This window comes from Pontibacter deserti (genome assembly GCF_023630255.1).
GTDB classification, from domain to species: Bacteria; Bacteroidota; Bacteroidia; order Cytophagales; family Hymenobacteraceae; genus Pontibacter; species Pontibacter deserti.
The window spans coordinates 924,268-949,757 of record NZ_JALPRS010000001.1 but is presented as its reverse complement, the minus strand read 5'-3'; the positions used below and the strand labels follow the sequence as shown (position 1 = coordinate 949,757).

The following is a 25,490-nucleotide window of genomic DNA, read 5'->3' as shown; positions in this document are numbered from 1 at the left end:
ATCTGCATTAGGTTAACACTACCGCTGACGCCACCTTTTCAGGCAAACAATCATTAGCTAGGCTGCTGGTTCGAATTACTTCTTCTTCCGTATACAAAAACATTTACTTGAAATACTATATGAATCTAAACGAAGATAAAAACACCGCTCCCGATAAAAGAGGAAGAATGACGCAGGTGGTGGAGCGGAATATAAAAGCATTACTAGAACGAAAACAGCAGGAAGACCGGGAAAGATCGGTTCAGGACAAGGTAGCTGATGCTATCACCCGCTTTGCCGGAAGTATGGCTTATGTATACATTCACCTGGCAATTTATGGTATCTGGGTGATCTGGAACCTAGGTTGGTTTGGGCTTAAGCCATTTGATGAATCGTTTGTAGTATTGGCCATGATCGCATCGGTAGAAGCCATTTTCCTTTCCACGTTTGTGCTCATCAGTCAGAACCGCATGTCGGCTCAAGCCGATAAGCGTGCAGAACTTGATTTGCAGGTTAGCCTGCTGGCTGAACATGAAGTTACCCACCTGATCAAAATGGTAAGAGCTATAGCTCAGAAAATGGATATTCAGGAATCAGAAGACCCTGAGATTGAAGAACTTGAAAAGAATGTTGCTCCGGAGAAAGTAATGGATACAATGGAAAAACACCAGGAGCAGATAAACCAAACCAAAAAGAACGAAATTCTTTAGCAGGCAGTTATCATAAATTCCTGAAGCTTTATACTTATATTTATATCTTTAAGTATACTAAGCTTTGCGCTCATGCCTGATAAACAAACTGCTAACGTAACTTTAGATAAAATTGCTGAACTGGAAAAGCAACTGCAGGAACTACAGACAAAATGTGATTTTCTGGAAAAAGTTGTTCACGAGGTTCCCGCTAATATTTACATCTCCGATCTTAAGAAAGGTGTAATATGGTGTAATAAAACCAACGAAGAAACATTAGGCTATACTTTAGCTGAGATTCGGGAGATGGGTGGAATGGAATATATGTATAACATTGTGCACCCCGACGACCATACCGTACCTGACGACAGCATTACCCACTACCAGCATTTTGATGGAGCTGAATTTGGAGGCGTTTTCAGGGCGAAACATAAAAAAGAAACAGCCTATAAATGGTTTATAGGTTGGGCTAAAGCCTTTCAGAAAGATGCGGCGAACCAGGTGCAGGAACTGCTCTGCGTGGATGTGGATATGAGCCCGCGCATGAATACAGATGAACAATTAGTGCAGGCCCTGCGGGAGAACCTGAAACAAAAGAACAAATTGCTGGTAAACTGCCTCCGTAAACGCGAGCTGGAAGTACTGGACCTGGTATGCAAAGGCCTCAGCTCAAAAGCTATTGCCGATAAGCTTTTCATTAGCCTGAATACCGTAAGCACACACCGTAAAAACATCCAGCAAAAATTAGGTACCGCCAATGTTGCCGACCTTGTATCGTTGGGTAAAGAAGCTGGTTTGGGCTAAGTATAAGGTAAAACTTATAGTCGTTGAAATCAGTTACAAGAGTAAATAATCTGCAAGATTTAGGGCTGGCTACAGGTCCTTACTGCTAAAGGTTGATAAACGTATACTTTGAGGTCAAGCTCCGAAACTCATTCAAAATATGCGCATCCTTTAATCTTATAAATCTTAGTCCTATCTTCGCATCATATTTCGAAAAATCTTGTTACTAAAGTATGTCAATTACTACAGTAGAACCATATAAGCCTGTCAACCACATCCGTATCGTGACGGCTGCTTCCTTGTTCGACGGCCACGATGCTGCCATTAACATCATGCGTCGTATCATTCAGGCCTCGGGCGCAGAGGTGATACACTTAGGCCATAACCGTTCGGTACAGGAGATCGTGGATTGTGCCATACAGGAAGATGCGCAGGCAATTGCGATTACGTCTTACCAAGGGGGACACATCGAGTACTTCAAGTACATGTATGACCTGTTGAACGAGCGCGGCTGCGGCCATATCCGTATTTTCGGTGGCGGTGGCGGAGTTATACTTCCAACCGAAATCGAAGAACTGCACGGTTACGGTATAGCCAGAATTTATTCTCCGGATGATGGACGTGCCATGGGACTACAGGGCATGATCAACGACATGCTGCAGAAATGCGACTTCCCGACAGGCCAGAACCTGAATGGCGAAGCCAAGCACCTGCGCGATAAAGACCCGAAAGCCATTGCAAGACTTATCTCAGCTGCCGAGAACTTCCCGGAAGAAGCCAGAACTATACTTGACTCTGTTAAAGAGCAGGCGAAAGAAGTAAAAACGCCGGTGTTGGGTATAACAGGTACTGGTGGTGCCGGTAAATCATCCTTGGTGGATGAATTGGTGCGCCGTTTCCTGCTGGACTTCCCTGACAAGAAGATTGCAATTATTTCTGTAGACCCATCAAAGCGTAAGACTGGTGGTGCTTTATTAGGTGACCGTATCCGCATGAACTCGATCTCGAACGAAAGAGTGTACATGCGCTCGCTGGCAACCCGCCAGAGCAACCTGGCCCTGAGCAAGTATGTACAGGACGCTGTGGACATTGTAAAGGCTGCTGATTTTGATCTGATCATTCTGGAAACTTCCGGTATTGGTCAGTCTGACACGGAGATCATCGAGCACTCGGACATGAGCCTGTACGTGATGACGCCGGAATACGGTGCCGCCACGCAGCTCGAGAAGATCGACATGCTGGACTTTGCCGATGTGATCGCCCTGAACAAATTTGATAAGCGGGGTGCATTGGATGCCATCCGCGATGTAAAGAAGCAGTACAAGCGCAACCATCAACTATGGGATGTAAATGATGACGATATTCCGGTTTTCGGCACCATCGCCTCCCAGTTCAACGACCCGGGTATGAACCGCCTGTACCGTGCGGTAATGGCCAAGATCCAGGGGAAAACTGGTGTAGAATTTAACTCTAACCTGCACACCTCGCAGGAGATGTCGGAGAAAGTATACATCATTCCTCCTGCCCGTACCCGTTATCTGTCTGAGATTTCTGAAACTATCCGCAACTACGACAAGTGGAGCAAGGACCAGGCAGAAGTTGCTCAGAAACTATACGGTATCAAAAAGTCTATCGAAGCTGTTCAAAGTATAGAAATTGCCGATAAAGATAGACTGGTGAAGCAGTTGGAAGAAGCTTACGCTGAAGTCGCTTTAAGCTTAGATGGCCAGAACAAGAAGATACTCGAGAATTGGAAAGAGAAAGTACAGGCCTACAAGAATGAATTCTACGTGTTTAAGGTACGCGACAAAGAACTGAAGATAAAGACACATACAGAGTCGCTTTCTCACTTACAGATTCCTAAAGTTGCTACGCCACGCTACGAAGCATGGGGCGATCTATTGAAGTGGAACCTGCAGGAAAACGTGCCGGGTGAGTTCCCTTACACTGCCGGTGTATTCCCGTTCAAGCGCGAAGGCGAAGACCCTACCCGTATGTTTGCCGGCGAAGGTGGACCAGAGCGCACGAACCGCCGCTTCCACTACGTAAGTTTAGGCATGCCAGCCAAGCGTCTGTCTACAGCGTTTGACTCGGTAACGCTGTACGGCGAAGACCCGGATTTCAGACCAGACATCTATGGTAAAATTGGTAACTCAGGCGTAAGCATTTGCTGCCTCGATGATGCCAAGAAACTATACTCCGGCTTCAACCTGGCAGACCCAATGACGTCGGTTTCGATGACCATCAACGGTCCGGCAGCTATACTTACCGGCTTCTTCATGAACGCCGCCATCGACCAGCAATGTGAGCTATACATTAAAGAGCATGGCCTGGAAGAAGAAATAAACCAGAAGATCGACGCTATCTATAAAGAGAAAGGTGTTGAGCGTCCAAGATACCAGGGCGAGTTGCCAAAAGGAAATGATGGCTTAGGCTTGATGTTGCTGGGTGTAACCGGCGACCAGGTATTACCTGCTGAAGTATACGAGCCCATCAAAACCCGTACACTGGCAGCTGTGCGCGGTACCGTGCAAGCCGATATCCTGAAAGAAGACCAGGCTCAAAACACCTGTATCTTCTCTACAGAGTTCTCGCTTCGTTTGATGGGTGACGTACAGCAGTACTTCATCAACAGGAACGTGCGCAACTTCTACTCGGTGTCCATCTCAGGTTACCACATTGCAGAAGCCGGTGCTAACCCGATTTCGCAGCTGGCCTTTACGCTTGCCAACGGCTTTACCTTTGTAGAGTATTACGTGAGCCGCGGCATGGACATCAACAAGTTTGCGCCAAACCTGAGCTTCTTCTTCTCTAACGGTATCGATCCGGAGTACGCGGTAATTGGCCGTGTAGCCAGAAGAATCTGGGCGAAGGCGATGAAGCACAAGTATAACGCCGATGCCCGTTCGCAGATGTTGAAGTACCACATCCAGACATCAGGCCGTTCGCTGCACGCACAGGAGATCGACTTTAACGATATCCGCACTACGCTTCAGGCGCTTTACGCTATTTACGATAACTGTAACTCGCTGCACACGAACGCTTACGACGAGGCAATCACAACACCTACAGAGGCTTCTGTACGTCGTGCAATGGCGATTCAGCTGATCATCAACCGTGAGTTAGGGCTTGCCAAAAACGAGAACCCGCTGCAAGGCTCGTTCATCATAGAAGAGCTAACAGACCTTGTTGAAGAAGCAGTATTGTTAGAGTTTGACCGCATAACAGAGCGTGGCGGCGTATTGGGTGCAATGGAGACCATGTACCAGCGCGGTAAGATCCAGGAGGAAAGTTTATACTATGAGACCCTGAAGCATACCGGCGAGTACCCGATCATCGGTGTGAATACATTCCTTTCTTCTCAGGGCTCTCCTACGGTTATTCCGCAGGAAGTTATCCGTGCTACCGAAGAAGAGAAACAGTACCAGATCTCGATGCTGCAGTCGCTGCACCAGCGTAACGCAGATAAATCAGCTGAAATGTTGAAGCGTATCCAGCAGGTGGCGATCAACAACGGTAACATCTTCGAGGAGATGATGGAGACGGTGAAATACTGCTCGCTTGGCCAGATTACCAACGCATTATTTGAAGTAGGCGGACAGTACCGCAGAAACATGTAAGTTATACTTCTGAAGTATAAGTTAAATAAAAAGGAGCCGGTTAAAACTGGCTCCTTTTTTGTTATACATGCAACATAACATTCTCTTAATAATAAGTTTAAAATATAATAATATACAGAAGTAACCTTCAATAACACTACACGTTAGTAGGTATAAAATAACCCTTTACAAAAGCATCATGAAGCGACTTTCAACTATATCTTCGTTGCTGCTACTAGGCACAACATTTGGCTTTTTTATGAAAGGCTGGCTAACCTCCCACGATATACATATTGATCTTTCTGAAGAAGAAGTTCACATGTATCTATAATTTGATTACGTTTTAAAAAGTGAAAGCGGACCTATAGTTCGCTTTTGCCGTTTATAGAGGCATTAGGTTAAAACCTTCTTATCTTATACTTTTATACTTTCTTTCACATATCAATACATACATGACATTACAAGAAAAGATCAGCTACATTATTGGCCGCGACATGGCAGGCAACCTTAAAAAACAGGGAATAGATGTAAATCCAGATGCTTTCATCAAAGGCATGAAAGAAGCTATTGAAGGAAAACCATCTACATTGTCGCAGGCTGAAGTGCAGGAAGCTATGATGCAACTACAGCAGGAAATGGGCCAGAAACAAGGCGCTGCTGCTGCTGAGAATCAAAAAGCAGGCGAGGCTTTTTTAGCTGAAAATAAAAATAAAGCCGGTGTAAAGACTTTACCAAGCGGTTTGCAATACGAGGTGTTAAATGAAGGTTCAGGCAAATCACCTTCAGCGTCTGATAAAGTAACAACACATTATCATGGTACACTTATAGACGGTACTACTTTTGACTCATCTTACGAGCGTGGTCAGCCAGCTACTTTCCCTGTAAATGGCGTAATTGCCGGCTGGACAGAAGCGTTGCAGTTAATGAAAGAAGGTGCAAAATGGAGACTTTACATCCCTTCTAACCTGGCGTATGGCTCTCAAGGGGCTGGTGATGTAATTGGACCAAATGCTACGCTCATTTTTGATGTAGAACTGATCTCAGTTCACTAAGCGAGTTGTATTTAATAAAACAAAAGGCCTGGCTAATGTATAGCCAGGCCTTTTGTTTTATAGGTAGTATCAATTATGCGCGTTCACTGGCAACATTTACTTCCTGTAACCACCTGACACATTCCTCATAGTATAAGAAGTGGTTCATGATCAACAGGTTTTCTTTGTCTATAAACTCATCCCCGCTAAGACCATGCATCAGGCTTTCATATAGCGAAACCGGCAGTATCACAGCAATAAAAACATCCTGGTTAAGCATCCGGAGTATCTGCGGGAAAACGTTTTTTATCACCCATTGCTGATCTTCCTTTTTTATACTGTCTCTGCTTTGCAGGTCAAGTATCCACCTGGATGGTTTGAAGAATCGCACCATTCTAAGTATATGCATGTACCCATCACGAAAATCTTTAGTATCTACTTCTCCTTGCCACTTCACATGTAGTATCTCAGTAGCATCATCAAAAGCCACATAAAGGTTCTCCGTTACATGTTCTTCTCCCGGGAAAACAGCACCCGCAATTTTAGAATGATCTAGTGCCTGAAGCACAGTGTTATCTTGCATACTTTGGCTAAGGTGTTTAACTGACTGTATAGGTAATTTAATGGGCGGCGGTAACCAAGCAATGTCTACAAATATGAATACTTTATAGTTACTAAACAAGATAATATTACCTTATCTATATAAAATATAAAGTTTGTACTTTATTAAGTAATATTTAGTTAACGGAGGCATAACCTTTTTATTATCTGAAAATCAGGTATAGCCCTGTGAGCCATTACAAATCAGAACAAAACATTTCATCTGCCGTTCTAAAATCATCTAATTATTATCACCTTAACCATAGAACACCATGGCAGATAACCAGAACGAAGGGGCCAAGTTCCTGAACAGTGTACACAAATATTTTGACAATGCCGCTCAGTACTCCAGATTATCTTCTGGTATACTTTCGCAAATCAAGGTTTGCAACAGTGTATATAAGGTTTCCTTCCCGGTAGAGATAGATGGAAAAATAGAAGTGATAGAAGGCATCCGTGTGCAGCACAGCCATCATAAGCTCCCGTCAAAAGGTGGTATTCGTTTTAGCATGCAGGTAGATGAAGATGAAGTAAAAGCACTGGCTACCCTGATGACTTTTAAATGCGCTGTGGTGGATGTACCTTTTGGAGGCGCTAAAGGTGGTGTAAAGATAAACCCCAGAACCAGCTCTGTTAAGACACTTGAAAAAGTAACCCGCAGGTATGCCGCTGAGCTTATCAAGAAAAACCTGATAGGACCCGGAATGGATGTACCAGCCCCGGATTATGGTACAGGTAGCCGCGAAATGGCCTGGATAGCTGATACTTACCAGGCCCTGAAGTACGGTGAGACTAATGCGCTGGGTTGTGTAACAGGGAAGCCTGTTGGGCAAGGCGGAATTAGAGGACGGGCCGAAGCAACTGGTTTAGGGGTATACTTTGGCATACGTGAAGCGCTTGCTGATACGGAACTGCTTAAAGGCAAAAGCCTGGATGGCGGCACTATGCAAGGTAAGCGTGTTATAGTTCAGGGCTTAGGTAATGTGGGCTATCATGCAGCATTGTTCTGTCAGCAGGATGGCGCGATCATTACAGGTATAGCTGAGCGCGAAGGCGGTATTTTTAACCCTGATGGAATAGATGTAGAAGAAGTCTTTAAACACCGCAATGAAACAGGCTCTATACTTAACTTCAAGAATTGTAAAAACATAGAAAATACGCTGGACCTGCTGGAGATGGAATGTGATATTTTAATTCCTGCGGCCTTGGAAAACCAGATCCACCTGGCTAATGCGCCTAAAATAAAAGCTAAAATTGTGGCAGAAGGGGCCAATGGCCCTGTAACGCAGGAGGCTGAAGAAATACTGATTAAGAACGGGATTATTATACTTCCTGACCTTTATCTGAATGCTGGCGGTGTAACTGTTTCTTATTTTGAATGGCTTAAAAACCTGTCAAATGTACGTTTTGGTCGAATGGGTAAACGCGCAGAAGAAGCCAGCTACAAGCGATTAGTAAATGCTATAGAATCTACATCAGGTAAGAGCATGACTACCCAGGAAAAAGCAATATTAACCAGAGGTTCCGACGAAGTGAATCTGGTACGCTCAGGTCTGGAGGATACAATGATAAATGCCTACCACGAAATAAGAGAAACCATGCGTCAGAAAAATATTCCTGATATGAGAACAGCAGCATTTTTAACTGCAATTGAGAAAATCGGGGTAAGCTACGAAGCGTTAGGAATATTTCCGTAAGCTAAGGAAGTTACTTATTATTTACAGGCAAAGGTTGGGAATACAATAGTATCCTGGCCTTTTTTTACGCTCTCAAGCCAGTAAGTAGCTTCTTTGCGATCAGTAAAATAATTGAAAAGTATAAAATTGTGTGACGAAGATGTTCCTGTAGCAGCGTAGTTTGTGATAATTGCTTTGAAATGTTCTTCAGAAAAAACGACAGCCACACAAATATCAGAGTTGATAGTTTCGTGCAACTTCTCATAATAAACGTTGTTTAACCAGCCCTCCTGTTCACGCTCCAACGGGCCGATAGCAGTAAGGTCGGTACAGTATAGTTTAACTGGTCTTACCTCCTGTACAAAAGTAAGCCCCTGCAGGTAAGTTTCTATAAAAGCGCTGTCGGTTGGCTTCGCTTTCCAGATTACCTGTAAAATTTCCAATTCACTATCAAAGATGATGTCAGAAAATGATGTAGAATAAACTACCATGCCATCACAACTATTTATTTACCAATTTGCACGAAATTTATCTAATAAAAAGCTCAAATCAAAATCTTAAATTGTATTAGTTAAAGAATATTATAAACAATATATAAAGAAAACATCTTGCTAATTCTATTATAACTATAACAAAAAGTGCCTTAGCAGAACCCATTTAAGGTTATTCTATATTATGATGCATATTAACGATAACATAATAGCACTCTGAAAAATAGAAGAACTTTTTATAGTTAGTGCTTTAGAATAATGAAGAATTGACCATAAAAATTTGTGTTCGGAAATTTGTACTGATTTTAAAAAGAAAAGGGAAGTATAGCTTTTGTAAGCTGTACTTCCCTTTAATATAATTTTAGAACAATAAGATGTTTAAGAATTAGTTGCCTTTAGCCAAGTATTATAGATTTTTACCTGCTCGGCTGTCGGGTTAGGCAATTTCTCGAACTTGTAGCGTGTACGCGTATCCTTTAGAATCTTCACCGATAGGTTCTGTAAAATACCATCTCGTGCGATAAGTACATCCAGCTCCTCTCCCGGCTGCAGTCCGTTCACATAACGGTCCAGATCATTTGCTACACGGTAGCCGTTTACAGCCACTATTTCATCTTTTACATTAAGGCCAGCTTCATAAGCACTGCTTCCCTTAGATACAGCACTTACCATAACTCTGCCATCACTGAAAGAGGTAGTTGCACCCCAACTACCCATTTCTGCACCTTCATTAAGATTTACGAGGCGAAGCCCGGCTGCATTAAAATATGCGTTGTAGTCCGGAGATTTAGTACCGTTCACATAATCCCTGAAGAAAGCATCCATCTTATGTCCTGCTACCTGTTCCACTGCTTCCTGAAACTCTTCTTCCGTAAAGCCACGATTTAATTGCTTGTAATAGCGCTTGTAAAGATTGCGCATTACATCATCCAGACTTTTGCTGCCATTAGAACTCTTCATTATCTCCATGTTAAGCAAATGCCCCAGCACACCACCTTTCGTGTAATAAGATACTTCAGCATTGCTGGAGTTTTCATTCTGACGGTAATACTTTATCCAGGCATCAAAACTGGATTCACTCACTGGTTGTACAGCATTACCAGGTGTGTTCTCAACTGAGTTTATACTTCCGGCTACTACATCCAGGTAACGTTGTTCAGGAGTTAAGCCAGCACGACGAACGATCAGGTCGTCATAGTAACTCGTAATACCTTCTGATACCCAAAGCAGCTTGGTATAATTCTCTTCGTTATAGTTAAACGGACCTAGTGGTGCAGGACGCAGACGCTTTACATTCCAAAGGTGGAAATACTCATGGGCAACCAGGCTTAGGAAACCTGTATAGCCACTTTCGGTGCCATAGTTAAAACGGCTGGTCTGTAGAGTAGTAGAGTTCAGGTGTTCCAGTCCGCCACCGCCACGCTGCAGGTTATGAACTATAAATACATAACGATCTACAGGTAGCTCCCCCATTATCGCGATGGCCTCTTCAGTTACACGCTTCATGTCGGCTATTAAACGCTCAGGGTTATAATTCCCCTCACCAAACATAGCTACTTCATGCGGTACGCCTGCAGCTTCAAAAGTATAAATTTCGTGATTACCAATCTCCAGTGGTGAGTCTCCAAGTATATCATAGTTAGGGAAAGTATAAGTAAACTTACCTGTAGATTTAAGACCAGTAGAAACTTTGCTGAAGCTCTTGTGAGGCTTTACGATAAGCGTACCCGCTTGCTTTTCATACCCTTCAGGGTACATAAACATACTGGTACCATTTACATAACCATGAGCTGCATCTAAAAAGCTGGTACGAACGGATAGCTCAAAAGCATAAACATTATACTTGGCTTGTACCTTAGATGCTCTGTTACTATATACACGCCAGGTGTTTTTGTCGATCTTCTCAGATCGCAGAGTTTTGCCGGAACCATCTGTAGCCACAAAGCTGTCAACGTTTTTAGCGAATTCCCGGATCAGATATGAACCCGGAGCCCAGACAGGCATTGTAAAGTCGATGTATTTTTTCTTCGCCCCTTCCAGTTCAGCCGTAACCTTAAAATAATGCGTGTGCGGCTCAGGCATTTCAAGGGTATAGCGTAGTTCTGCAGCAAATGCCGGCGAGACTATACTTACCAGCGATAATAGAAATATAAGCAGATAAAATTTAGGTTGGTTTATTTTGTGAAACATGTTTTAAGGTAGATTTTGTTTAACAAGCATGTTACAACAATTATGCTTGTTTTCAAAATCTGCTCTCTTGCATGTCAGCTATTCTGTGGGCTTACGGTATGGCTGCGCAGCCAGTCTTCAGCATCTTTTTTCTGATAGAAAGTATCGATGATAATAAAGGAGTTATAACTTTTAAGTCCATATGCGCCAGCTTCCTGTAGCATGCGGTTATAGCATGATTCCGAAACAAGTATAGCAAAATAGTTTTCCTGGCCCAGCATCATAAGTTGTGGAAAAAACTGAACCTGTAACCATGTTTCTTCTTTCTCTCCTAACTCTCCTATCTCTCTGAAGTCAAACAACCACGAATTAATATGATTTGTCCTGATATACTCCAGAGCTTTCATCAATCCTGCTTTAAAATTAAGATACCCCGGCTGCTTTGTACACTCCACGCACACCCATTCATTACCAACTGGCAAACTGATCGACAAAGCCTCTGAATTATAGAGTATCATTGCAACAAAGAGTTAAATTTATTATTACAAAAGTATAATAATATAAACGAATTTGCTCTAAACATGCCCCTGATTGTAAGGTATAAATCTCAAAAGCTGGTAAAGAGTGAACTTTTTAAGGTTAAAGCAGCATTTTATAGAGTAAATGTAGCTATAACTCTACCTCGGGCAGAGATGGCTTAAGTAAATACAAGCCTGTTTGGCATGGTATTGGGAAGTTATACCTGAACTAACACAATGACTATGAAAAAGAACATCTTACTTCTGATAGCTCCTGTTGTTTTGTTGCTTGTTCTAATAGCTTTTGGTTACAGGCTTGCCCCTACAGCGCCAACCTCCAGTGTAGAAGATGCTAAAGTTCTTCATGTAAATCATAAAACGGCTGTTAAACCAACTACTGAAGGCAATTGGATAAGAGTAGAAAGAACAACCAGATCGGCTGGAGACTATTCTAATGCAGCACCACAGCCTATTATAGACTATGCTTTAAGTTTGCTTGGCTCTCCGTACCAATATGCAGGCATTACCCCGGCAGGTTTTGATTGTTCGGGTTTTATAACGCATGTTTTTGATACCCATAATATTGCTATACCACACTCATCTGCCTTGCAGGCTAGCGAAGGCATACCGGTAACCAAAGCTGAAGCCGCTCCCGGAGATCTGGTGATATTTACCGGAACAAATGAAAAGGTACGGGAGCCAGGACATGTGGGCATTGTAATTTCAGAACCCGGCGATACAATCTCGTTTGTTCATTCATCATCTAACGGAGGTGTTAAAATAAGTAAGGTACAAGGTACCCGCTACGATGTCCGTTTTCTGGAAGTAAGAAGAGTGCTTTAAGAATAGTTAGAAGTTAATATTGCAACTTAAAGGGTTTTTCTCGTACAAATCACTGTACCGGAAGAACCCTTTTTTATGCTACACCCATATATCATCAATTCTATAAATGCAGCTATACTTATAGTTGCAGGTTTTATAGTTTACTTCATACATCCCGACCGGCCTCAGGTTGCATTAGTAGCTCCGGGGCTGGGGCTTATGCTAATGGCCTGCACCTATCACCTGCGCAAGCACAACCGGTTTGTAACACATACAGTTACAGCCTTAACCTTGCTGGCAGCTATAGTAGTGATCATGCGCTTAAATGCTGCTGATGAAACCCTTGATATGGTGCATGTGCTACTATTTGCAATGGCGATCAGTTGCCTGGTGGCTGTGGGTGTGTTTATAGGTACTTTTATTCGGGAGCGCAGGCTTCGGAACAATACAATTTACAAAGATGACTTATAAAGTCAGTTCGCTATAAAAGCAAAACACCTGGTGTAGCCCGTCAAGTTACACCAGGTGTTTCAGAATCCTAAAAAGTCTTAACAAGCGGCTTCCTGTTGTTCAGGTTACCATCCGAAGACCTTCAGTAATATTAAGCTGTGCAAACAGCAAAAATCCCGTTTACGAAGCCGACTCACAGATTACGTGAATACAATTACTTAGGCTCGTTAAAACTTGTTTGGGATTAGACATTTGTACCTCCTTTCTCTATAGTCCAACATAAACCCTGAACCTCCGACCAAATATGATAAGGTTGTTAGACCAGAGCCGTAGCACTCGCTACATAACTTATTATCTAAAGGTAAATTAACGCCATTAAGTTCACAAGGGTTATGCTTATTTTTTTAAATTTATTTAGATAACCACACCGTATTTATACTTACAAAACCTGCATTAAACGCAACCACAGCCAAAACAACAGATAAACTGCTGACTACCAAAATTATACATTTCACCTTCAGTAACTGGTATAAGTATAGCCCTGAAAAACGGGGTACGTATTTTGTGTTTTTCTTTTTGTGCTGTGTCTCAAAAACAAAAAGGTACCTCTATAAAATGTAAGCAGGCAGAACGTAGCACTACCTTAAATGAATTATTTTTCTTATATTTAATTGCTAAAAACCAAACAACAAACCTATCATGAAAAAGCATCTATTAACTTTAGTGGTACTCATGCTGTTCAGCACCTGTGCATGGGCCCAGAAATTATCTCCGCTTGGCATCTGGACAAACGAAGAAGGAAAAGCACGTTTTGAAATTTATAAATGTGGCGATAAGCTGTGCGGTAAACTTGTTACTTTAAAAGAGCCTCTTCGTAATGGTAAACCTAAAGTTGATGAGAATAATCCTGAGAAGAAGCTTCGTAACCGCCCGTTGCTTGGCCTGGAGTTCATGAAAGGTTTTGAGTATGACGGCGACAACAAATGGGATGACGGTACGATCTATGACCCGGAAAGTGGTAAGACCTACTCTTGCTACATGAAAATGACAGGTAAGGACAAGATGGAAGTGAAAGGATATATAGGTATTTCGCTGATTGGCAGAACGCAGAACTGGACAAGAGTTAAATAACCTAAGCATATATACAAAGAAAGGCTGGCGCATTGCCAGCCTTTCTTTTTTTAACCCTTTACCATTATTATTACTCGCTTTACGGTTAAAAGGTTTAGGTTCGGTTAAAAAACCTGCTCTATTTTATACTTCTGATCCCGGAACTCGAATGTATCACCGGCAATTTTACCAGCCATTGCCTTAAATACCGGCGACATCCCTGAAATAGCATAGTATGTTTCACCATCTACTTCTAACTGCCCCAGGCTTACTCCAATAAAATAATTCTGCAGGTTAGTATGTACTACCGCACCAAAAGCTACTTCCTTACTTTCTTTGGTAGCATTTATGCGTTTTAAAACACTCATGGTAGTAATCAATTCGTCGAGCTGGCGGGCATACATATCCCGTTGTATCTGGCAGGCCTCTCTAAACGATTCAAATTTATCTTCTATTGCCCCCTGGTGCTCATTTGCGCTTTCCTGAGCGTCATCCATGGCATCTTTAGCTGCCTTTATCTGCGTATTAAGCAATTTTGTGCATTCCTGCAGCAGCCTTTTCTTAAGTTCTAATTCTTGTGCAACCATCTTCTTATAAGTATAAGTTTAAACCATCTACCATATCTGCGGTTATGTACCAAAGCCAGCGTAAATAGCAGTTGAAATATCAAAATTGAGAGATATAATTAATTGCAAACAAAACCTGAAGTGTGTAAGATAATAAACTATTCAGGGTAACGGATGTTTTTGTTTTAAATTACTAAATGTCGTTAAACGGATTTTTCAAACGATTGTTAGGGTTGTTTAGCAGTAAACCATCTTGTCGTGAATTAGTACGATCAGAGGGTTATCGGGCTAACTATAACAAGTGGGTAAAAACCGGATCTTACCTTGATTTAACCGGTTCATTTTATAAAGCATATCATTATAAAAGAGCGGGCATCCAATGCAGCTACCGGGTACAACTTATTCAGGAACAAAACCGAGAGGGAATAATCTTCTTTTTTACGCCTGGTACTGCTCCTGCTGACTTCTCCTTCTTTTTCGATTACACAAAAGACCAGGTACTCTTACTTGGTTACCAACTTCGCTCTGCCGATTTACTTAAAGTAAATCATGAAAGGTATACCCAACATACCGAAACCTATTACCTTACCCCCTTCCCTTCAGATGTACCGGGCAGCAAAATCTGCAACCAGTTGTACGGTAACATCCGGATAGATTACACACGTGTCAACCGTCATCCGGGCTATATAAGAATTATTGCTGATAGCTATTCAGATGTACACTTCAGCGCGCCTCTGCCCTTTTCCGAATTGCTTAAAAACATATTTGAACCAACTGAAGTATAGTAAAGCAGCAAAAAGTGACAACTTACGATACTTCTATAAAATCTTGATATGGTATAGTATACGTATCAAAACTTATAAGTATATTTAAAATACTTCAACTCCCGTTTTCACCTTAAGTTTTACTGCATGAGGCAACGTTTACTCTTAATGTTGGTTATAGTGCTTTGTACTTTCTCTGCTAATGCAACGCATATTGTAGGCGGCGAATTTGAGTTGGAGTACTTAAGCGGAGACAACTATAGGCTAACCCTTAACCTATACTTTGATCAGGTTCATGGCGACCCGGGGGCTTTGGACCCAACCATTACTGTCAATGTATTCGAGAAAGCAGGAAACCGCTGGCTGGGCCAGGTTACGATGAGCATTAAGGCCCAATCTAATGTGCCTTATACTAACATTGAATGTGCTATAGGTGAGCTGCAAACCCGGAAAATCGTTTATTATGAAACCATTGTACTGAACCCACAGGTATTTAATCACCCAGATGGTTATTATGTTACCTGGGAGCGCTGCTGCCGTAATGAAACTATAAATAATATAGTTGCACCCGAAGACGCTGCTCAAACCTTTTATATGGAGTTTCCGGCAGTAACTAAAAGTGGCCAGGCTTTCAGAAATTCTTCTCCTAAACTTTTTCCTCCCCTCAGCGACTATGCCTGTGTAAACGAGCTGTTTTATTTTGATTTCAGTGGATCAGATGCCGACGGAGACTCACTGGCTTACGACATGATTACACCACTTAATGGTTTTACAAATGCTGCTATGCCCTATTATGGCATTCCGGGTTTTGAGAACATAGCACCTAAGCCAGCGCCTTACCCCCAGATTGAATGGCTGCCCGGGTATAGCACCGGGATACAGGTACAGGGAAATCCACCTATAAATATAGATAACCGAACCGGTCGCCTGACTATGCGCCCTACTAAAACGGGCCTTTATGTGTTTGGTATTCGTGTGCAGGAGTTCAGAAACAAGAAAAAGATAGGCGAAGTGCGACGCGACTTTCAGGTACTGGTACTTAACTGCCCAACAAACCAGACGCCTAAAGTAACTGCCAGGGAACAAGGTAAAAATACATTTTATAATGAGGGGGAAGTACTGAAGCTTACACCTACCGGCAACCGTTGCATAGACGTATTCTTTACAGACCCTGACCTGTCTGAGTTTGTGGTTTTAAAAGCTATACCTGTTAATTTCTCTGCAACTAATTTTACTTTATCCGGGGCATTACAAGGCGTTATAAACCAAGGAGGTGGCGCTCAGGAAACCCTTAAGGCTACTCTCTGTTTTGATGATTGCTTTGATACGAAAAACAAAGTATACATGCTTGACCTGATTGTGCAGGATGATGGATGCAGCCTTCCCCGTCAGGATACCTTGCGGGTGAGTTATAAGATGGAGGACATCAATAATATACCTACCCTAACAACAAACCCTGTTGACCAAGTTATTAACCTGGACAGAGGGCAGGACTTTGAGATGGATGTATTCGGTCGGGATATAGACCTGGATAGTTTATCGTTAAGCGCTGCCGGTGAGGGATTCGATATGACTGCTGTAGGCATGGTTTTTACAAGCACGGGCGGCAAAGGTGCAGCAAACGGTAATTTAAAATGGACAGCCGTGTGTAACTCAGAAGAAGAGGCTGTGCGGCGGGTAACATTCAGATTAAAAGAAGATGACTGCTTTCCTTCTCCAGACCAGACCAAAACGATAGAGTTTAGGATAACAGCACCTAACAATGCACCTACACTTACTTCAGATAAAGCGCCTATACTCTATGAACTTAACCTGAACGAGCCTTTTGAAGCCAATTTGTTTGGAGATGACATAGACCTGGACCCACTACAATTAACTGCGGTTGGCGATGGTTTTAACCTGGCTGATTTAGGCATGACATTTACTGCAACTCCTGGTAACGGTCAGGCACGGGGTGTTTTTAATTTAATAGCTAATTGCCAGATGGCCGAGCGGGATGTTGTGCGGGTAAATTTTATACTTGACGAGCAAACCTGTAATCCGGCACCGGAGCCAGTATTATCTATGGAGTTTAAAGTGAAGGTGCCGCTGCTCCGTGATTTTATACCTGCCAATATTTTTACACCGAACGGCGATGGCCTGAACGACTTTTTTGAAATACCGAACCTGCCTTCGGATTTCTGTACAGCACAGTTTGCAAGTATAAAAGTATTTAACAGGTGGGGTAAAGAGGTATATTTTAGTGCTCAGAACAACTTTAAATGGGATGGAAAAGGGGTTAACGACGGCGTATACTTCTACCTGATAGACTTCGGAAGTACGCAATACAAGGGCAGTGTTACAATAGTGCGCTAAGGCTTAAAAGATAAACAGGAAAACCAGGTATAAACCTACCCACATAAAGTCCAGAAAATTCCAGTAACTTCTGAGCATTGATAATTGCAGATGGCGGTATGGATCCCGGATAAATATCAGGCTCCTGACACTATCGGCTGCAACATGGGCTGTTTTAAAAAAAATGAAGAAAAGAAAGATAATACCTCCCACCAGGTGCAGGATATGTAATGCCGATATCAGGTATAAATAAGTTCCTGAAGCTTTACCACTAAAATTTACCCCGGCAGCTGTCATTTCGCGCCACCCTAAAATTTGTGCTCCTATAAAGAGTAAGCCCAGAGCCAGTGTAGCACCCAGGTAACGCGTCATTTTATGCAATTTGTCTTTCTTGTAAATCTGCGGCACCCTGCCCATTGTATAACTACTGAATAACAACAGCACCGTACTCACACTAAAGAACTTCGGAAGGCTAACGTTTTCAGAATCGAAACCACCTGTACGCATAAAGGCAATCAGCAGGATCAGGAAAAGCACTCCGATACCCACCATACTCAGGTATAGCAGCATCCGTATAGGATGCATACGCTCCATCTTTTTAAAAGCTGAGAGCTGTTTAGAGCCAACCTTATTTTTCTTATCTGAATCCATTAGATATAACCTAAACAAAGGTTTTACGCAGGTAAATACTATAGCCAATACTACACATTTATATACCTATACGGATTATGGTTTGTTTTGCATATGAACAGATAAATATACTTTTTAGTACATGCCTTTCACTGCACCTGCTCTGCCTTAAATTTTCCTTTTTATCTGAAAATTATACTTCCGGTTAATTATCATACTGTGACTGATGTCGTTAGATATAGTATGTAGTTAGTATCTGATTAGTATGCAAAAAAATTTATACTTCTTTTCAATTATCTGGTTAATGTTGTTAAGCCTGATCAGTTCAAATGCAAAAGCACAGCTTAGAACTCCGTTTACAGGCAAGAATTTTATAACAGTAGTACTGGAAGGTTCTTCAGGCCGCTACGAATTTCAGTCTCCCAGTCTTTTAGTACGTTACAACAACTCTACTGAACAACTGGAGTGCCGTGTACAAATAAATTCCCTTCTCCCTACCAGCGATACCATTCCTCCTGGCATGGCCTACGAAGTATTATATGGTGCTAAATTTCCGGAGCTGATTTTTATGATTGATGTACCTGAAGAAATTATAAACAGTGGTAATCCATATACAGAACCGCTTAACCAGCGCACTTACATCACGCTGCAGGGTACAACCAATCAACAACGTGTTCCGGTAATTTTAGCCCCGGACAGAAACACCATCAGTTTTGGCACCAACTTCGAACTGATGCTGGATAGTTTCCAGGCAAGTATTCCCATCAGGTACCTTCCCGTTCTTACAGGGCGGCTTCTCATCAATATCAGTAATGCCCGCTGGGTAGATCAGCGCTGATAAAAATGTAGTTCGGCACAATGTGCTTTCCTGGTGCAGTGTAGGATTTGGGGCTGATCTTAGTATATTTACTTAACTCAACAACAACCAACACATGAAAAACAAGTGCATATTTGCCCTACTGATAGGTCTTGCGCTTAGCAGCTGTAATCAGCAGCAAGAAAGCACAACCGAAACACAGGAATCAGTTACTACCCAGGCACCGGTCTATGGTTCTGACTTTTCAGAAGATAATATACTTTCGGTAACTCAGTTACAGGACGCCCTTGCTGCAGACGTGGATTCAGTACAGGCCACTGTTTCAGGCGAGATAGTGGAGAGCTGCCAGTCGAAAGGCTGCTGGATGGATGTAAAAATGGCAGATAACAGCACTATGAAAGTCACTTTCCGGAATTATGGTTTCTTTTTACCGGTAGAAGACTTGAAAGGCAAATCAGTGGTATTTACCGGTACAGCTAAACGCGAAGTAATATCTGTCGAAGATCAGCGGCACTATGCTGAAGATGCAGGTAAACCAGCCAATGAAATTGCAGCCATAAACTCTCCCAGAGAAGAACTCCGTTTTGTAGCTGACGGCGTAAAGATCAAGTAAAGTCTTAACCTATACTTTATGAGCCACCTCCGGGTGGCTTTTAACTTTAATAATAATTGGTCAACTGCCCTCATTAGCTGATATATTCCCGGCTTTATTCAGAAGGTATCGCAAGAATAACTATAAAGTATCCCCCATAACAAACCAGTTTCTCGTTGTTCCCTTCTTAGCTTTTAGATATTTTTACGTGAAGTATAACCCTGAACTATGACAACACCACAAGACGTAGCTGCAGAAGTAAAGCAACTGACTGAACGCTTAAATTACCTGAATTACCAGTATTACCAGAATAGCATCTCAGAAGTACCTGACTTTGAGTTTGACATGATGCTGAAGCGCCTGCAGGAACTGGAAGAACAACACCCTGATCTACGTCTGCCCAACTCCCCTACGCAACGTGTAGGTGGTACCATTACCAAAAGTTTTAAAACTGTATACCACCGTTACCCGATGCTCTCGCTGAGCAACACTTATTCAGAAGCCGACCTTCGGGAATTTGATAACCGCGTACGCAAAGCAATTGGTGATAATGTGGAATATGTGTGTGAGCAGAAGTTTGATGGCGTTGCCATCAGTTTAACCTACGAGAATGGTATACTGGTACAAGGAGCAACCCGCGGCGATGGAACCCGGGGCGACGACATTACCAGCAATGTGCGCACCATACGCGACATTCCGTTACAGTCGCATGGCGAAGGATACCCCCAATTGTTTGAAGTACGTGGTGAAGTGTTTATGCCTCTGCAGGTATTCGAGCAACTTAACCAGGATCGTGAAGAAACAGGTGAGCAACTATTAGCTAACCCAAGAAACGCCGCATCCGGTACATTAAAACAACAGGATTCCAGTATTGTGGCAGGCCGTAAGCTAGGTTGCTTTTCTTATAGTTTCCAGAGTTCTCCTATGCCGTTCGATACACACTCCGAAAGCCTGGAAGCAATTCAGAAATGGGGGTTTAAAGTATCTGATACGTGGCGCAAGTGCAGCTCTATAGACAAAGTACTGGAGTACATAACGGAATGGGAAACAAAGCGCCATGAGCTACCCATTGCTACCGATGGTGTGGTGGTAAAAGTAAACAGCTACGCGTTACAGGAGGAACTGGGATTTACGGCAAAAAGTCCGAGATGGGCAATTGCCTATAAATACCCTGCCATGAGCGCTGCTACTCAGCTGTTAGGTATACAATACCAGGTGGGTCGTACAGGTGCCGTTACGCCGGTAGCTCTGTTACATCCTGTTTTACTGGCAGGCACTGTGGTTAAACGAGCTTCTGTACATAATGCCAACGAAATTCAGCGCCTCGACCTCCGCCTCGGAGACATTGTATTCGTTGAAAAAGGCGGTGAGATTATTCCCAAAATAACCGGAGTAGATTTAACAAAGAGACCTGCTGACAGCCAGCCGATCATTTACCCTACTGTATGCCCGGCCTGCCATACCCCACTGATACGTGTGGAAGGCGAAGCCCAGTTTTACTGCCCGAACGAGAAAGGCTGCGAGCCGCAAATACTGGCCAAGCTGGAACACTTTATCACGCGTAAAGCCATGAACGTAGATGAACTGGGCCCAAAGACGCTGGAACAACTATACCGGGCGGGGTATGTACGCAATGTAGCCGACTTATATGACCTTACCCTGGAGCAACTGGCCGGCTTAGAGCGTATGGGCGAAAAATCAGCGAATAACATTCTGAACAGTTTAGCAAAATCTAAAGACACACCTTTTGAGCGTGTATTGTTTGCCTTAGGTATCCGCTTTGTGGGTAGTACGGTAGCTAAAAAACTCGCAGATCATTTTCCGGATATAGCAGCTTTAAGAGGAGCTACATTTGAGGAGCTTATTGCCGTTAATGAGATAGGAGAACGTATTGCCAATTCTATTAAAGAATACTTTACTGACCCTGAGCACATTGTGTTAATAGAGCGCTTACAGGCTGCAGGCCTGCAATTTAAGTCGGAGAAAGTACAGCCCGAAATGCAGAGTGACAAGCTGGAGGGCAAAACATTTGTGATCTCTGGTGTTTTTGAAACTATAAGCCGTGATGAACTGCAACAACTTATTATTAGTCATGGCGGTAAAGTAGTTAGCTCTATTTCAGCGAAACTTTCTTATTTGGTAGCCGGCGATAAAATGGGCCCTGCCAAACTCGAGAAAGCTACTAAATTAGGAATTACGATACTTACTGAAGACCAGTTCCTGGGGATGATCCAGTAATTATCTTTAAATAATAAAAGCGCCACTTGTACGTCAGGTGGCGCTTTTTGCATAAAACAAACAACAAACAAAATTTATGCATGCCGATGCTCTTTGTAGTAGTACTGCAGCATACTATTACCACATCGTTCTTATAACAAATAAGGCAACTTAAATCTCTTATCAAAATACATTATACCAACCGCCGGAAAGTATAGACTAACTAACTTTTTAATCTCCTGAAAGCTTTCGCAAGCTAAGTTGCTCAGTCAACTGGTAAAGTCGGTTCTGAATTATTTAATCCTGTAAAAGATGAAGTTAGTAGGCAATAAGGCTAAATTGGTAGAGTGACACGGATGGTATAGTTATACCTGTTTTATTTTTAATTATCTTTATCAAGTAGAGTCAGGTTAATTTAACACAAACACTTATTTACCTGTAATCAAGCTAATCCAAGTATAAATTGAGTTCTATAACCTTTGCATTTCCGGCCGTGAACATAAAGAAGCGATACCAGATTGCCCTGCATGTGCTTGCATGGTTGGCTTTTGGGGCATGGGTGCTTTATTATATTAACGGAAACCGCACCCTTACCTCTCATAGGGTAATGGATGTATTGGTAGGTTTTGGGTTCTGGTTAGTGATCTTTTATGTAAACTGGTCGTTCCTGATCCCGAAGTACCTGGCAAAAAACAGGCTGATGCTCTACATTGTGGCTGTACTGGCTTTGCTGATGCTTTATGGTCTGGCAAAATCCCCGATGGATTACTATGTGTTCCGGGAGTTTAACCCGAACATGAAAGCAGTTTATACTTCGGAACGGTTGCTGCAGTATGGTTTGGGTGGTTTAATGCTGGTATTCATAAGCTCAGCCCTAAAAGTTACGGGTAATTATATCCGGAACGAAAGGCGCAATAAGGAGCTGGAGAACCAGAAACTGGTAGCAGAACTCGCTTACCTTAAATCGCAGGTTAACCCGCATTTCCTGTTCAATACGCTCAACAACATTTACTCGCTTGCTTACAAGCAGTCGCCGGAAACGCCGGATGCTATTATGAAGCTCTCGCTGCTGATGCGCTACATGCTGTATGAAAGCAACGATACGCTGGTAAGCCTGCAAAAGGAAGTAGAACACATCAACAACTTTATTGACCTGCAGAAACTGCGCCTGCGCGAACAGACAAGTATAAAGTTTAATATTGAAGGTAATATAGAAGGCAAGCAGATCGCCCCGATGCTGATGATGACCTTGGTTGAAAATGCCTTTAAGCATGGCCTTGTCAGCAAAAACGAGATTGGAATTCTGATAAACCTTAAGGTAGGCGAAAATTACCTGTTGTTTAGTACGGTTAATAACATAAGCACCCATAAAAAACGTGAGTTTGGAGGCATTGGCCTACAGAACCTGCGCCAGCGCCTGAAGCTGCTATACCCAAACCGGCATACCCTTACTTTCGAAGAAAAGGACGGCGTATTTTACGCCACCTTGAAACTATATTTCCACGATAACACACCTAAACTATGATCATCCGTTGCATCGCCGTAGACGACGAACCCCTTGCCTTAGACATTCTTGAAAGCTACATAAGTAAGCTGCCCAACCTGCAACTGGTAAAAACATGCTCCAGCGCTACCGAAGCTATGCAGGTGCTACAGGACGAACAGATAGACCTGATGTTCCTGGACATTGAAATGCCTGAGCTAACAGGTATCCAGTTTCTGAACATACTAAAGCACCAGCCACTGGTAATCTTTACCACTGCTTACCCAGAGTATGCCATGGAAGGTTTTAACCACGATGCCGTAGATTACCTGCTCAAACCTATCCCCTACGACCGTTTCCTGAAGGCCGTAACCAAAGCACAGGAGCGTTTGCAGCGCCACCCGAAACAAGGTGAGCAAACTATAGTTACGCAGGCCGCTACACCCGAGCAGGAGTTTATGTTTGTGAAGGCCGACTATAAAACTATACGCGTTGACTTTAAGGATATACTCTGGATTGAAGGCCTGAAGGATTATGTAATTATCCAGACGAAAGATCAGAAGATCATCACGCTGCTATCGATGAACAAGATGATGGAGAAACTGCCGGACTCTAAGTTCCTGCGCGTGCACCGTTCGTTTATAGTTGCCCTGCAAAAGATCGACAGCATCGAGAAAAGCCGCATCCGCATCGGCCAGAAAGAGATTCCAATTGGCGAAGTATACAAAGACCAGTTCCTGAAGTGGGTGGAAGAAAATAATATTATGTAGGCAGCTTTGAGTAATTGCCCTTGCTATGTGTTTTCGCCAGCAAGAAATCTGACTGATGTATAAGTTGTTGGTGAAAACACCAACAACGGCAGTAAACGTTACTTGGATAAGGCTTCTTTTTTTGCTTCTTTTAAGTGGTGCCTACCTAGGTCTTGATTAGTTGGTTAAATAACTTTCTTAACCGAAGTGGGCACTTTTTTATTCCATCCTATACCTTTTAAAATAGCTTCTAACGACTAACCAAAACAGAAATGAAAAAAGTACTACTTCTACTTATGTTTGGCCTTGCAATTACGATCAATGCAAGAGCCCAGGGAATAAAATCAATGAAGACCATACCGCCAGATATCTTAAGCTCAGCCAGCGTTCTGGTGCTTCAGCTCCCTGATGCTGTTTTTTCCGATCATGTGCAGCAGATAAAGAATGATCTAAATAAACATGGGTTGCAAATCATTGATCATTACAACGTCAGTAAAAATCCAACCATCCAAAAAAAGAATGACGAAGTGAAAGCAAAGGAGCTGGAAGGGAAGAATGTCAAGTACCAGCTAAGCATTACCTTTTTTGAATATGATATGGAGGCTGCTGCTTTAAATCCTTACAAAAAAGATGAGAGTGTACTAATAATGGTAGTTCCAGTAACAGCAGATTTAAAGCCTGCTGGTTCTTACTACCGGCTGGATGCTAAAACCTATGCACAGGGGATGGAAAAATTAGGGAAAGAATTAAGTAAGCTTGAGAAATAAGATGAAAAACATAGTTAAAATTTCGCTGCTACTTATGGGCCTTTTCCTAAGCCAGCTATCCTTTGCGCAGAAAATGGAGGAAGGTTTGCCTGAAGATCTGCCCCAGTCAAAAATCATGTTTCTGGCTTATGAGATGCTTGATCCGGCAAGGGCACAGCTCAGAAAACCGCTCATGAGATATTATGAGAAGTGCAACGAACAAGCTGTTAAAGCAAATGAAAAATTAAAGGCTGCTGCAAGTGAGTACCCCTATGAGCACATTATTATTACCCGTGCCGAACTGATAGAAAAAACCTATCCTAAAGGGTATAAGTATGTGATGAACTGCGATTTAATGGATGCCCAAAACAATGGTGAAATCGTTTATGCTCCTAATACAAAATTTTACTCCCCACTATACATCCTGAATATTGAAACAGGAGAACGCTACGAATTGATGATGTTAGCGCAGGCAGGCGTATACAGTTTTGAAAAAATAATGAATACCCTGAACAAGAAAATAAAGAAACAATTCAATTAAAAGGTTTTGAAATGTAACAAGGCCATATTCAGAGCATTCAACCAATTTTATAAAATTGCTTTTTCCGCTTAAATAGGTTTCAAAACAGTTTCTTAAAAGTCTTTGCTCTTCCTGTGATAAAGGAGCTATAAGAT

Annotated in this window: 23 protein-coding genes; 17 read left to right on the top strand and 6 right to left on the bottom strand. The window is 42.5% G+C overall.

Going from position 1 to position 25,490, the window contains the following annotated elements; genetic code table 11:
• Window positions 1–119: 119 nt before the first annotated feature.
• The 4 genes from MJ612_RS04065 (at window position 120) to MJ612_RS04050 (ending at window position 6,102) form a co-directional block, all read left to right on the top strand.
• Entirely contained in the window at window positions 120–689 is a 570-nt protein-coding gene (locus tag MJ612_RS04065) for a DUF1003 domain-containing protein (protein WP_187029691.1), read from the top strand.
• Window positions 690–761: 72 nt separating this feature from the next.
• Window positions 762–1,472: a LuxR C-terminal-related transcriptional regulator gene (locus tag MJ612_RS04060; protein WP_187029689.1), complete on the top strand. Its 711-nt coding sequence runs from the start codon at window positions 762–764 to the stop codon at window positions 1,470–1,472.
• A 212-nt stretch (window positions 1,473–1,684) separates the two neighbouring features.
• A complete protein-coding gene (locus MJ612_RS04055; protein WP_187029687.1) occupies window positions 1,685–5,071 on the top strand; it encodes a methylmalonyl-CoA mutase family protein in 3,387 nt (1,128 codons plus the stop codon).
• A 431-nt stretch (window positions 5,072–5,502) separates the two neighbouring features.
• Window positions 5,503–6,102: an FKBP-type peptidyl-prolyl cis-trans isomerase gene (locus tag MJ612_RS04050; RefSeq protein WP_187029685.1), complete on the top strand. Its 600-nt coding sequence runs from the start codon at window positions 5,503–5,505 to the stop codon at window positions 6,100–6,102.
• A 73-nt stretch (window positions 6,103–6,175) separates the two neighbouring features.
• On the opposite strand, the gene MJ612_RS04045 is transcribed toward MJ612_RS04050, so the two are convergent.
• Complete coding sequence (locus tag MJ612_RS04045) at window positions 6,176–6,664, bottom strand: hypothetical protein (protein WP_187029683.1); 489 nt, start codon at window positions 6,662–6,664, stop codon at window positions 6,176–6,178.
• A 289-nt stretch (window positions 6,665–6,953) separates the two neighbouring features.
• Between MJ612_RS04045 and MJ612_RS04040 the strand changes: the two genes are divergently transcribed.
• Complete coding sequence (locus MJ612_RS04040) at window positions 6,954–8,378, top strand: Glu/Leu/Phe/Val family dehydrogenase (protein WP_187029681.1); 1,425 nt, start codon at window positions 6,954–6,956, stop codon at window positions 8,376–8,378.
• A 17-nt stretch (window positions 8,379–8,395) separates the two neighbouring features.
• Here MJ612_RS04040 and MJ612_RS04035 read toward each other — a convergent pair whose 3' ends face one another.
• From MJ612_RS04035 to MJ612_RS04025, 3 genes are all read right to left on the bottom strand, one after another.
• Window positions 8,396–8,848, bottom strand: a complete 453-nt coding sequence (locus MJ612_RS04035; RefSeq protein ID WP_187029679.1) for a hypothetical protein — start codon at window positions 8,846–8,848, stop codon at window positions 8,396–8,398.
• A 378-nt stretch (window positions 8,849–9,226) separates the two neighbouring features.
• Complete coding sequence (locus MJ612_RS04030; RefSeq protein ID WP_250419048.1) at window positions 9,227–11,038, bottom strand: M61 family metallopeptidase; 1,812 nt, start codon at window positions 11,036–11,038, stop codon at window positions 9,227–9,229.
• Window positions 11,039–11,112: 74 nt separating this feature from the next.
• Entirely contained in the window at window positions 11,113–11,535 is a 423-nt protein-coding gene (locus MJ612_RS04025) for a hypothetical protein (RefSeq protein WP_187029677.1), read from the bottom strand.
• 243 nt (window positions 11,536–11,778) lie between these two features.
• On the opposite strand from MJ612_RS04025, the gene MJ612_RS04020 reads away from it, so the two are divergent.
• From MJ612_RS04020 to MJ612_RS04010, 3 genes are all read left to right on the top strand, one after another.
• Window positions 11,779–12,378 carry a C40 family peptidase gene (locus MJ612_RS04020; protein ID WP_187029675.1) on the top strand — a complete coding sequence of 200 codons (600 nt, stop codon included), beginning with the start codon at window positions 11,779–11,781 and terminating at the stop codon, window positions 12,376–12,378.
• Window positions 12,379–12,453: 75 nt separating this feature from the next.
• Window positions 12,454–12,828: a hypothetical protein gene (locus MJ612_RS04015; RefSeq protein WP_187029673.1), complete on the top strand. Its 375-nt coding sequence runs from the start codon at window positions 12,454–12,456 to the stop codon at window positions 12,826–12,828.
• 678 nt (window positions 12,829–13,506) lie between these two features.
• On the top strand, window positions 13,507–13,938 hold the full coding sequence (locus MJ612_RS04010; RefSeq protein ID WP_187029671.1) for a DUF2147 domain-containing protein: 432 nt from the start codon (window positions 13,507–13,509) through the stop codon (window positions 13,936–13,938).
• 104 nt (window positions 13,939–14,042) lie between these two features.
• Here MJ612_RS04010 and MJ612_RS04005 read toward each other — a convergent pair whose 3' ends face one another.
• Window positions 14,043–14,504, bottom strand: coding sequence for a hypothetical protein (locus MJ612_RS04005; RefSeq protein WP_187029669.1), 462 nt, complete (start codon window positions 14,502–14,504; stop codon window positions 14,043–14,045).
• A 176-nt stretch (window positions 14,505–14,680) separates the two neighbouring features.
• Between MJ612_RS04005 and MJ612_RS04000 the strand changes: the two genes are divergently transcribed.
• Both MJ612_RS04000 and MJ612_RS03995 read left to right on the top strand, forming a co-directional pair.
• On the top strand, window positions 14,681–15,268 hold the full coding sequence (locus MJ612_RS04000) for a hypothetical protein (RefSeq protein ID WP_187029667.1): 588 nt from the start codon (window positions 14,681–14,683) through the stop codon (window positions 15,266–15,268).
• 126 nt (window positions 15,269–15,394) lie between these two features.
• Window positions 15,395–17,602: a gliding motility-associated C-terminal domain-containing protein gene (locus MJ612_RS03995; protein WP_187029665.1), complete on the top strand. Its 2,208-nt coding sequence runs from the start codon at window positions 15,395–15,397 to the stop codon at window positions 17,600–17,602.
• A 3-nt stretch (window positions 17,603–17,605) separates the two neighbouring features.
• Here the strand turns inward: MJ612_RS03995 and MJ612_RS03990 are convergent, their stop codons facing one another.
• Window positions 17,606–18,232, bottom strand: coding sequence for a cytochrome c oxidase subunit 3 (locus MJ612_RS03990; protein WP_250419047.1), 627 nt, complete (start codon window positions 18,230–18,232; stop codon window positions 17,606–17,608).
• A gap of 244 nt (window positions 18,233–18,476) precedes the next feature.
• Here MJ612_RS03990 and MJ612_RS03985 point away from each other — a divergent pair, with 244 nt between their 5' ends.
• The 7 genes from MJ612_RS03985 (at window position 18,477) to MJ612_RS03955 (ending at window position 25,356) form a co-directional block, all read left to right on the top strand.
• A complete protein-coding gene (locus tag MJ612_RS03985; RefSeq protein WP_187029663.1) occupies window positions 18,477–19,049 on the top strand; it encodes a hypothetical protein in 573 nt (190 codons plus the stop codon).
• 94 nt (window positions 19,050–19,143) lie between these two features.
• Window positions 19,144–19,641, top strand: coding sequence for a DUF4920 domain-containing protein (locus tag MJ612_RS03980; protein ID WP_187029661.1), 498 nt, complete (start codon window positions 19,144–19,146; stop codon window positions 19,639–19,641).
• Between the two features lie 207 nt (window positions 19,642–19,848).
• The gene (gene ligA, locus MJ612_RS03975; RefSeq protein WP_187029659.1) at window positions 19,849–21,858 is read left to right on the top strand and encodes an NAD-dependent DNA ligase LigA; all 2,010 of its coding nucleotides are present in this window, start codon (window positions 19,849–19,851) and stop codon (window positions 21,856–21,858) included.
• 442 nt (window positions 21,859–22,300) lie between these two features.
• Window positions 22,301–23,362 (top strand): sensor histidine kinase, encoded by a 1,062-nt coding sequence (locus tag MJ612_RS03970; RefSeq protein WP_222619599.1) that lies wholly within the window; start codon window positions 22,301–22,303, stop codon window positions 23,360–23,362.
• A complete protein-coding gene (locus MJ612_RS03965; RefSeq protein ID WP_187029657.1) occupies window positions 23,359–24,090 on the top strand; it encodes a LytR/AlgR family response regulator transcription factor in 732 nt (243 codons plus the stop codon). The genes MJ612_RS03970 and MJ612_RS03965 overlap by 4 nt, the downstream gene beginning before the upstream one ends.
• Window positions 24,091–24,341: 251 nt before the next feature.
• Window positions 24,342–24,836 carry a hypothetical protein gene (locus tag MJ612_RS03960; RefSeq protein WP_187029655.1) on the top strand — a complete coding sequence of 165 codons (495 nt, stop codon included), beginning with the start codon at window positions 24,342–24,344 and terminating at the stop codon, window positions 24,834–24,836.
• Window position 24,837: 1 nt separating this feature from the next.
• A complete protein-coding gene (locus tag MJ612_RS03955) occupies window positions 24,838–25,356 on the top strand; it encodes a hypothetical protein (protein WP_187029653.1) in 519 nt (172 codons plus the stop codon).
• Window positions 25,357–25,490: the final 134 nt, after the last annotated feature.

Coding starts and splice junctions, on each gene's coding strand:
- MJ612_RS04065 (WP_187029691.1), top strand. CDS start 120: ATGAATCTAAACGAAGATAAAAACACCGCTCCCGATAAAAGAGGAAGA.
- MJ612_RS04060 (WP_187029689.1), top strand. CDS start 762: ATGCCTGATAAACAAACTGCTAACGTAACTTTAGATAAAATTGCTGAA.
- MJ612_RS04055 (WP_187029687.1), top strand. CDS start 1,685: ATGTCAATTACTACAGTAGAACCATATAAGCCTGTCAACCACATCCGT.
- MJ612_RS04050 (WP_187029685.1), top strand. CDS start 5,503: ATGACATTACAAGAAAAGATCAGCTACATTATTGGCCGCGACATGGCA.
- MJ612_RS04045 (WP_187029683.1), bottom strand. CDS start 6,664: ATGCAAGATAACACTGTGCTTCAGGCACTAGATCATTCTAAAATTGCG.
- MJ612_RS04040 (WP_187029681.1), top strand. CDS start 6,954: ATGGCAGATAACCAGAACGAAGGGGCCAAGTTCCTGAACAGTGTACAC.
- MJ612_RS04035 (WP_187029679.1), bottom strand. CDS start 8,848: ATGGTAGTTTATTCTACATCATTTTCTGACATCATCTTTGATAGTGAA.
- MJ612_RS04030 (WP_250419048.1), bottom strand. CDS start 11,038: ATGTTTCACAAAATAAACCAACCTAAATTTTATCTGCTTATATTTCTA.
- MJ612_RS04025 (WP_187029677.1), bottom strand. CDS start 11,535: ATGATACTCTATAATTCAGAGGCTTTGTCGATCAGTTTGCCAGTTGGT.
- MJ612_RS04020 (WP_187029675.1), top strand. CDS start 11,779: ATGAAAAAGAACATCTTACTTCTGATAGCTCCTGTTGTTTTGTTGCTT.
- MJ612_RS04015 (WP_187029673.1), top strand. CDS start 12,454: ATGCTACACCCATATATCATCAATTCTATAAATGCAGCTATACTTATA.
- MJ612_RS04010 (WP_187029671.1), top strand. CDS start 13,507: ATGAAAAAGCATCTATTAACTTTAGTGGTACTCATGCTGTTCAGCACC.
- MJ612_RS04005 (WP_187029669.1), bottom strand. CDS start 14,504: ATGGTTGCACAAGAATTAGAACTTAAGAAAAGGCTGCTGCAGGAATGC.
- MJ612_RS04000 (WP_187029667.1), top strand. CDS start 14,681: ATGTCGTTAAACGGATTTTTCAAACGATTGTTAGGGTTGTTTAGCAGT.
- MJ612_RS03995 (WP_187029665.1), top strand. CDS start 15,395: ATGAGGCAACGTTTACTCTTAATGTTGGTTATAGTGCTTTGTACTTTC.
- MJ612_RS03990 (WP_250419047.1), bottom strand. CDS start 18,232: ATGGATTCAGATAAGAAAAATAAGGTTGGCTCTAAACAGCTCTCAGCT.
- MJ612_RS03985 (WP_187029663.1), top strand. CDS start 18,477: ATGCAAAAAAATTTATACTTCTTTTCAATTATCTGGTTAATGTTGTTA.
- MJ612_RS03980 (WP_187029661.1), top strand. CDS start 19,144: ATGAAAAACAAGTGCATATTTGCCCTACTGATAGGTCTTGCGCTTAGC.
- ligA (WP_187029659.1), top strand. CDS start 19,849: ATGACAACACCACAAGACGTAGCTGCAGAAGTAAAGCAACTGACTGAA.
- MJ612_RS03965 (WP_187029657.1), top strand. CDS start 23,359: ATGATCATCCGTTGCATCGCCGTAGACGACGAACCCCTTGCCTTAGAC.
- MJ612_RS03960 (WP_187029655.1), top strand. CDS start 24,342: ATGAAAAAAGTACTACTTCTACTTATGTTTGGCCTTGCAATTACGATC.
- MJ612_RS03955 (WP_187029653.1), top strand. CDS start 24,838: ATGAAAAACATAGTTAAAATTTCGCTGCTACTTATGGGCCTTTTCCTA.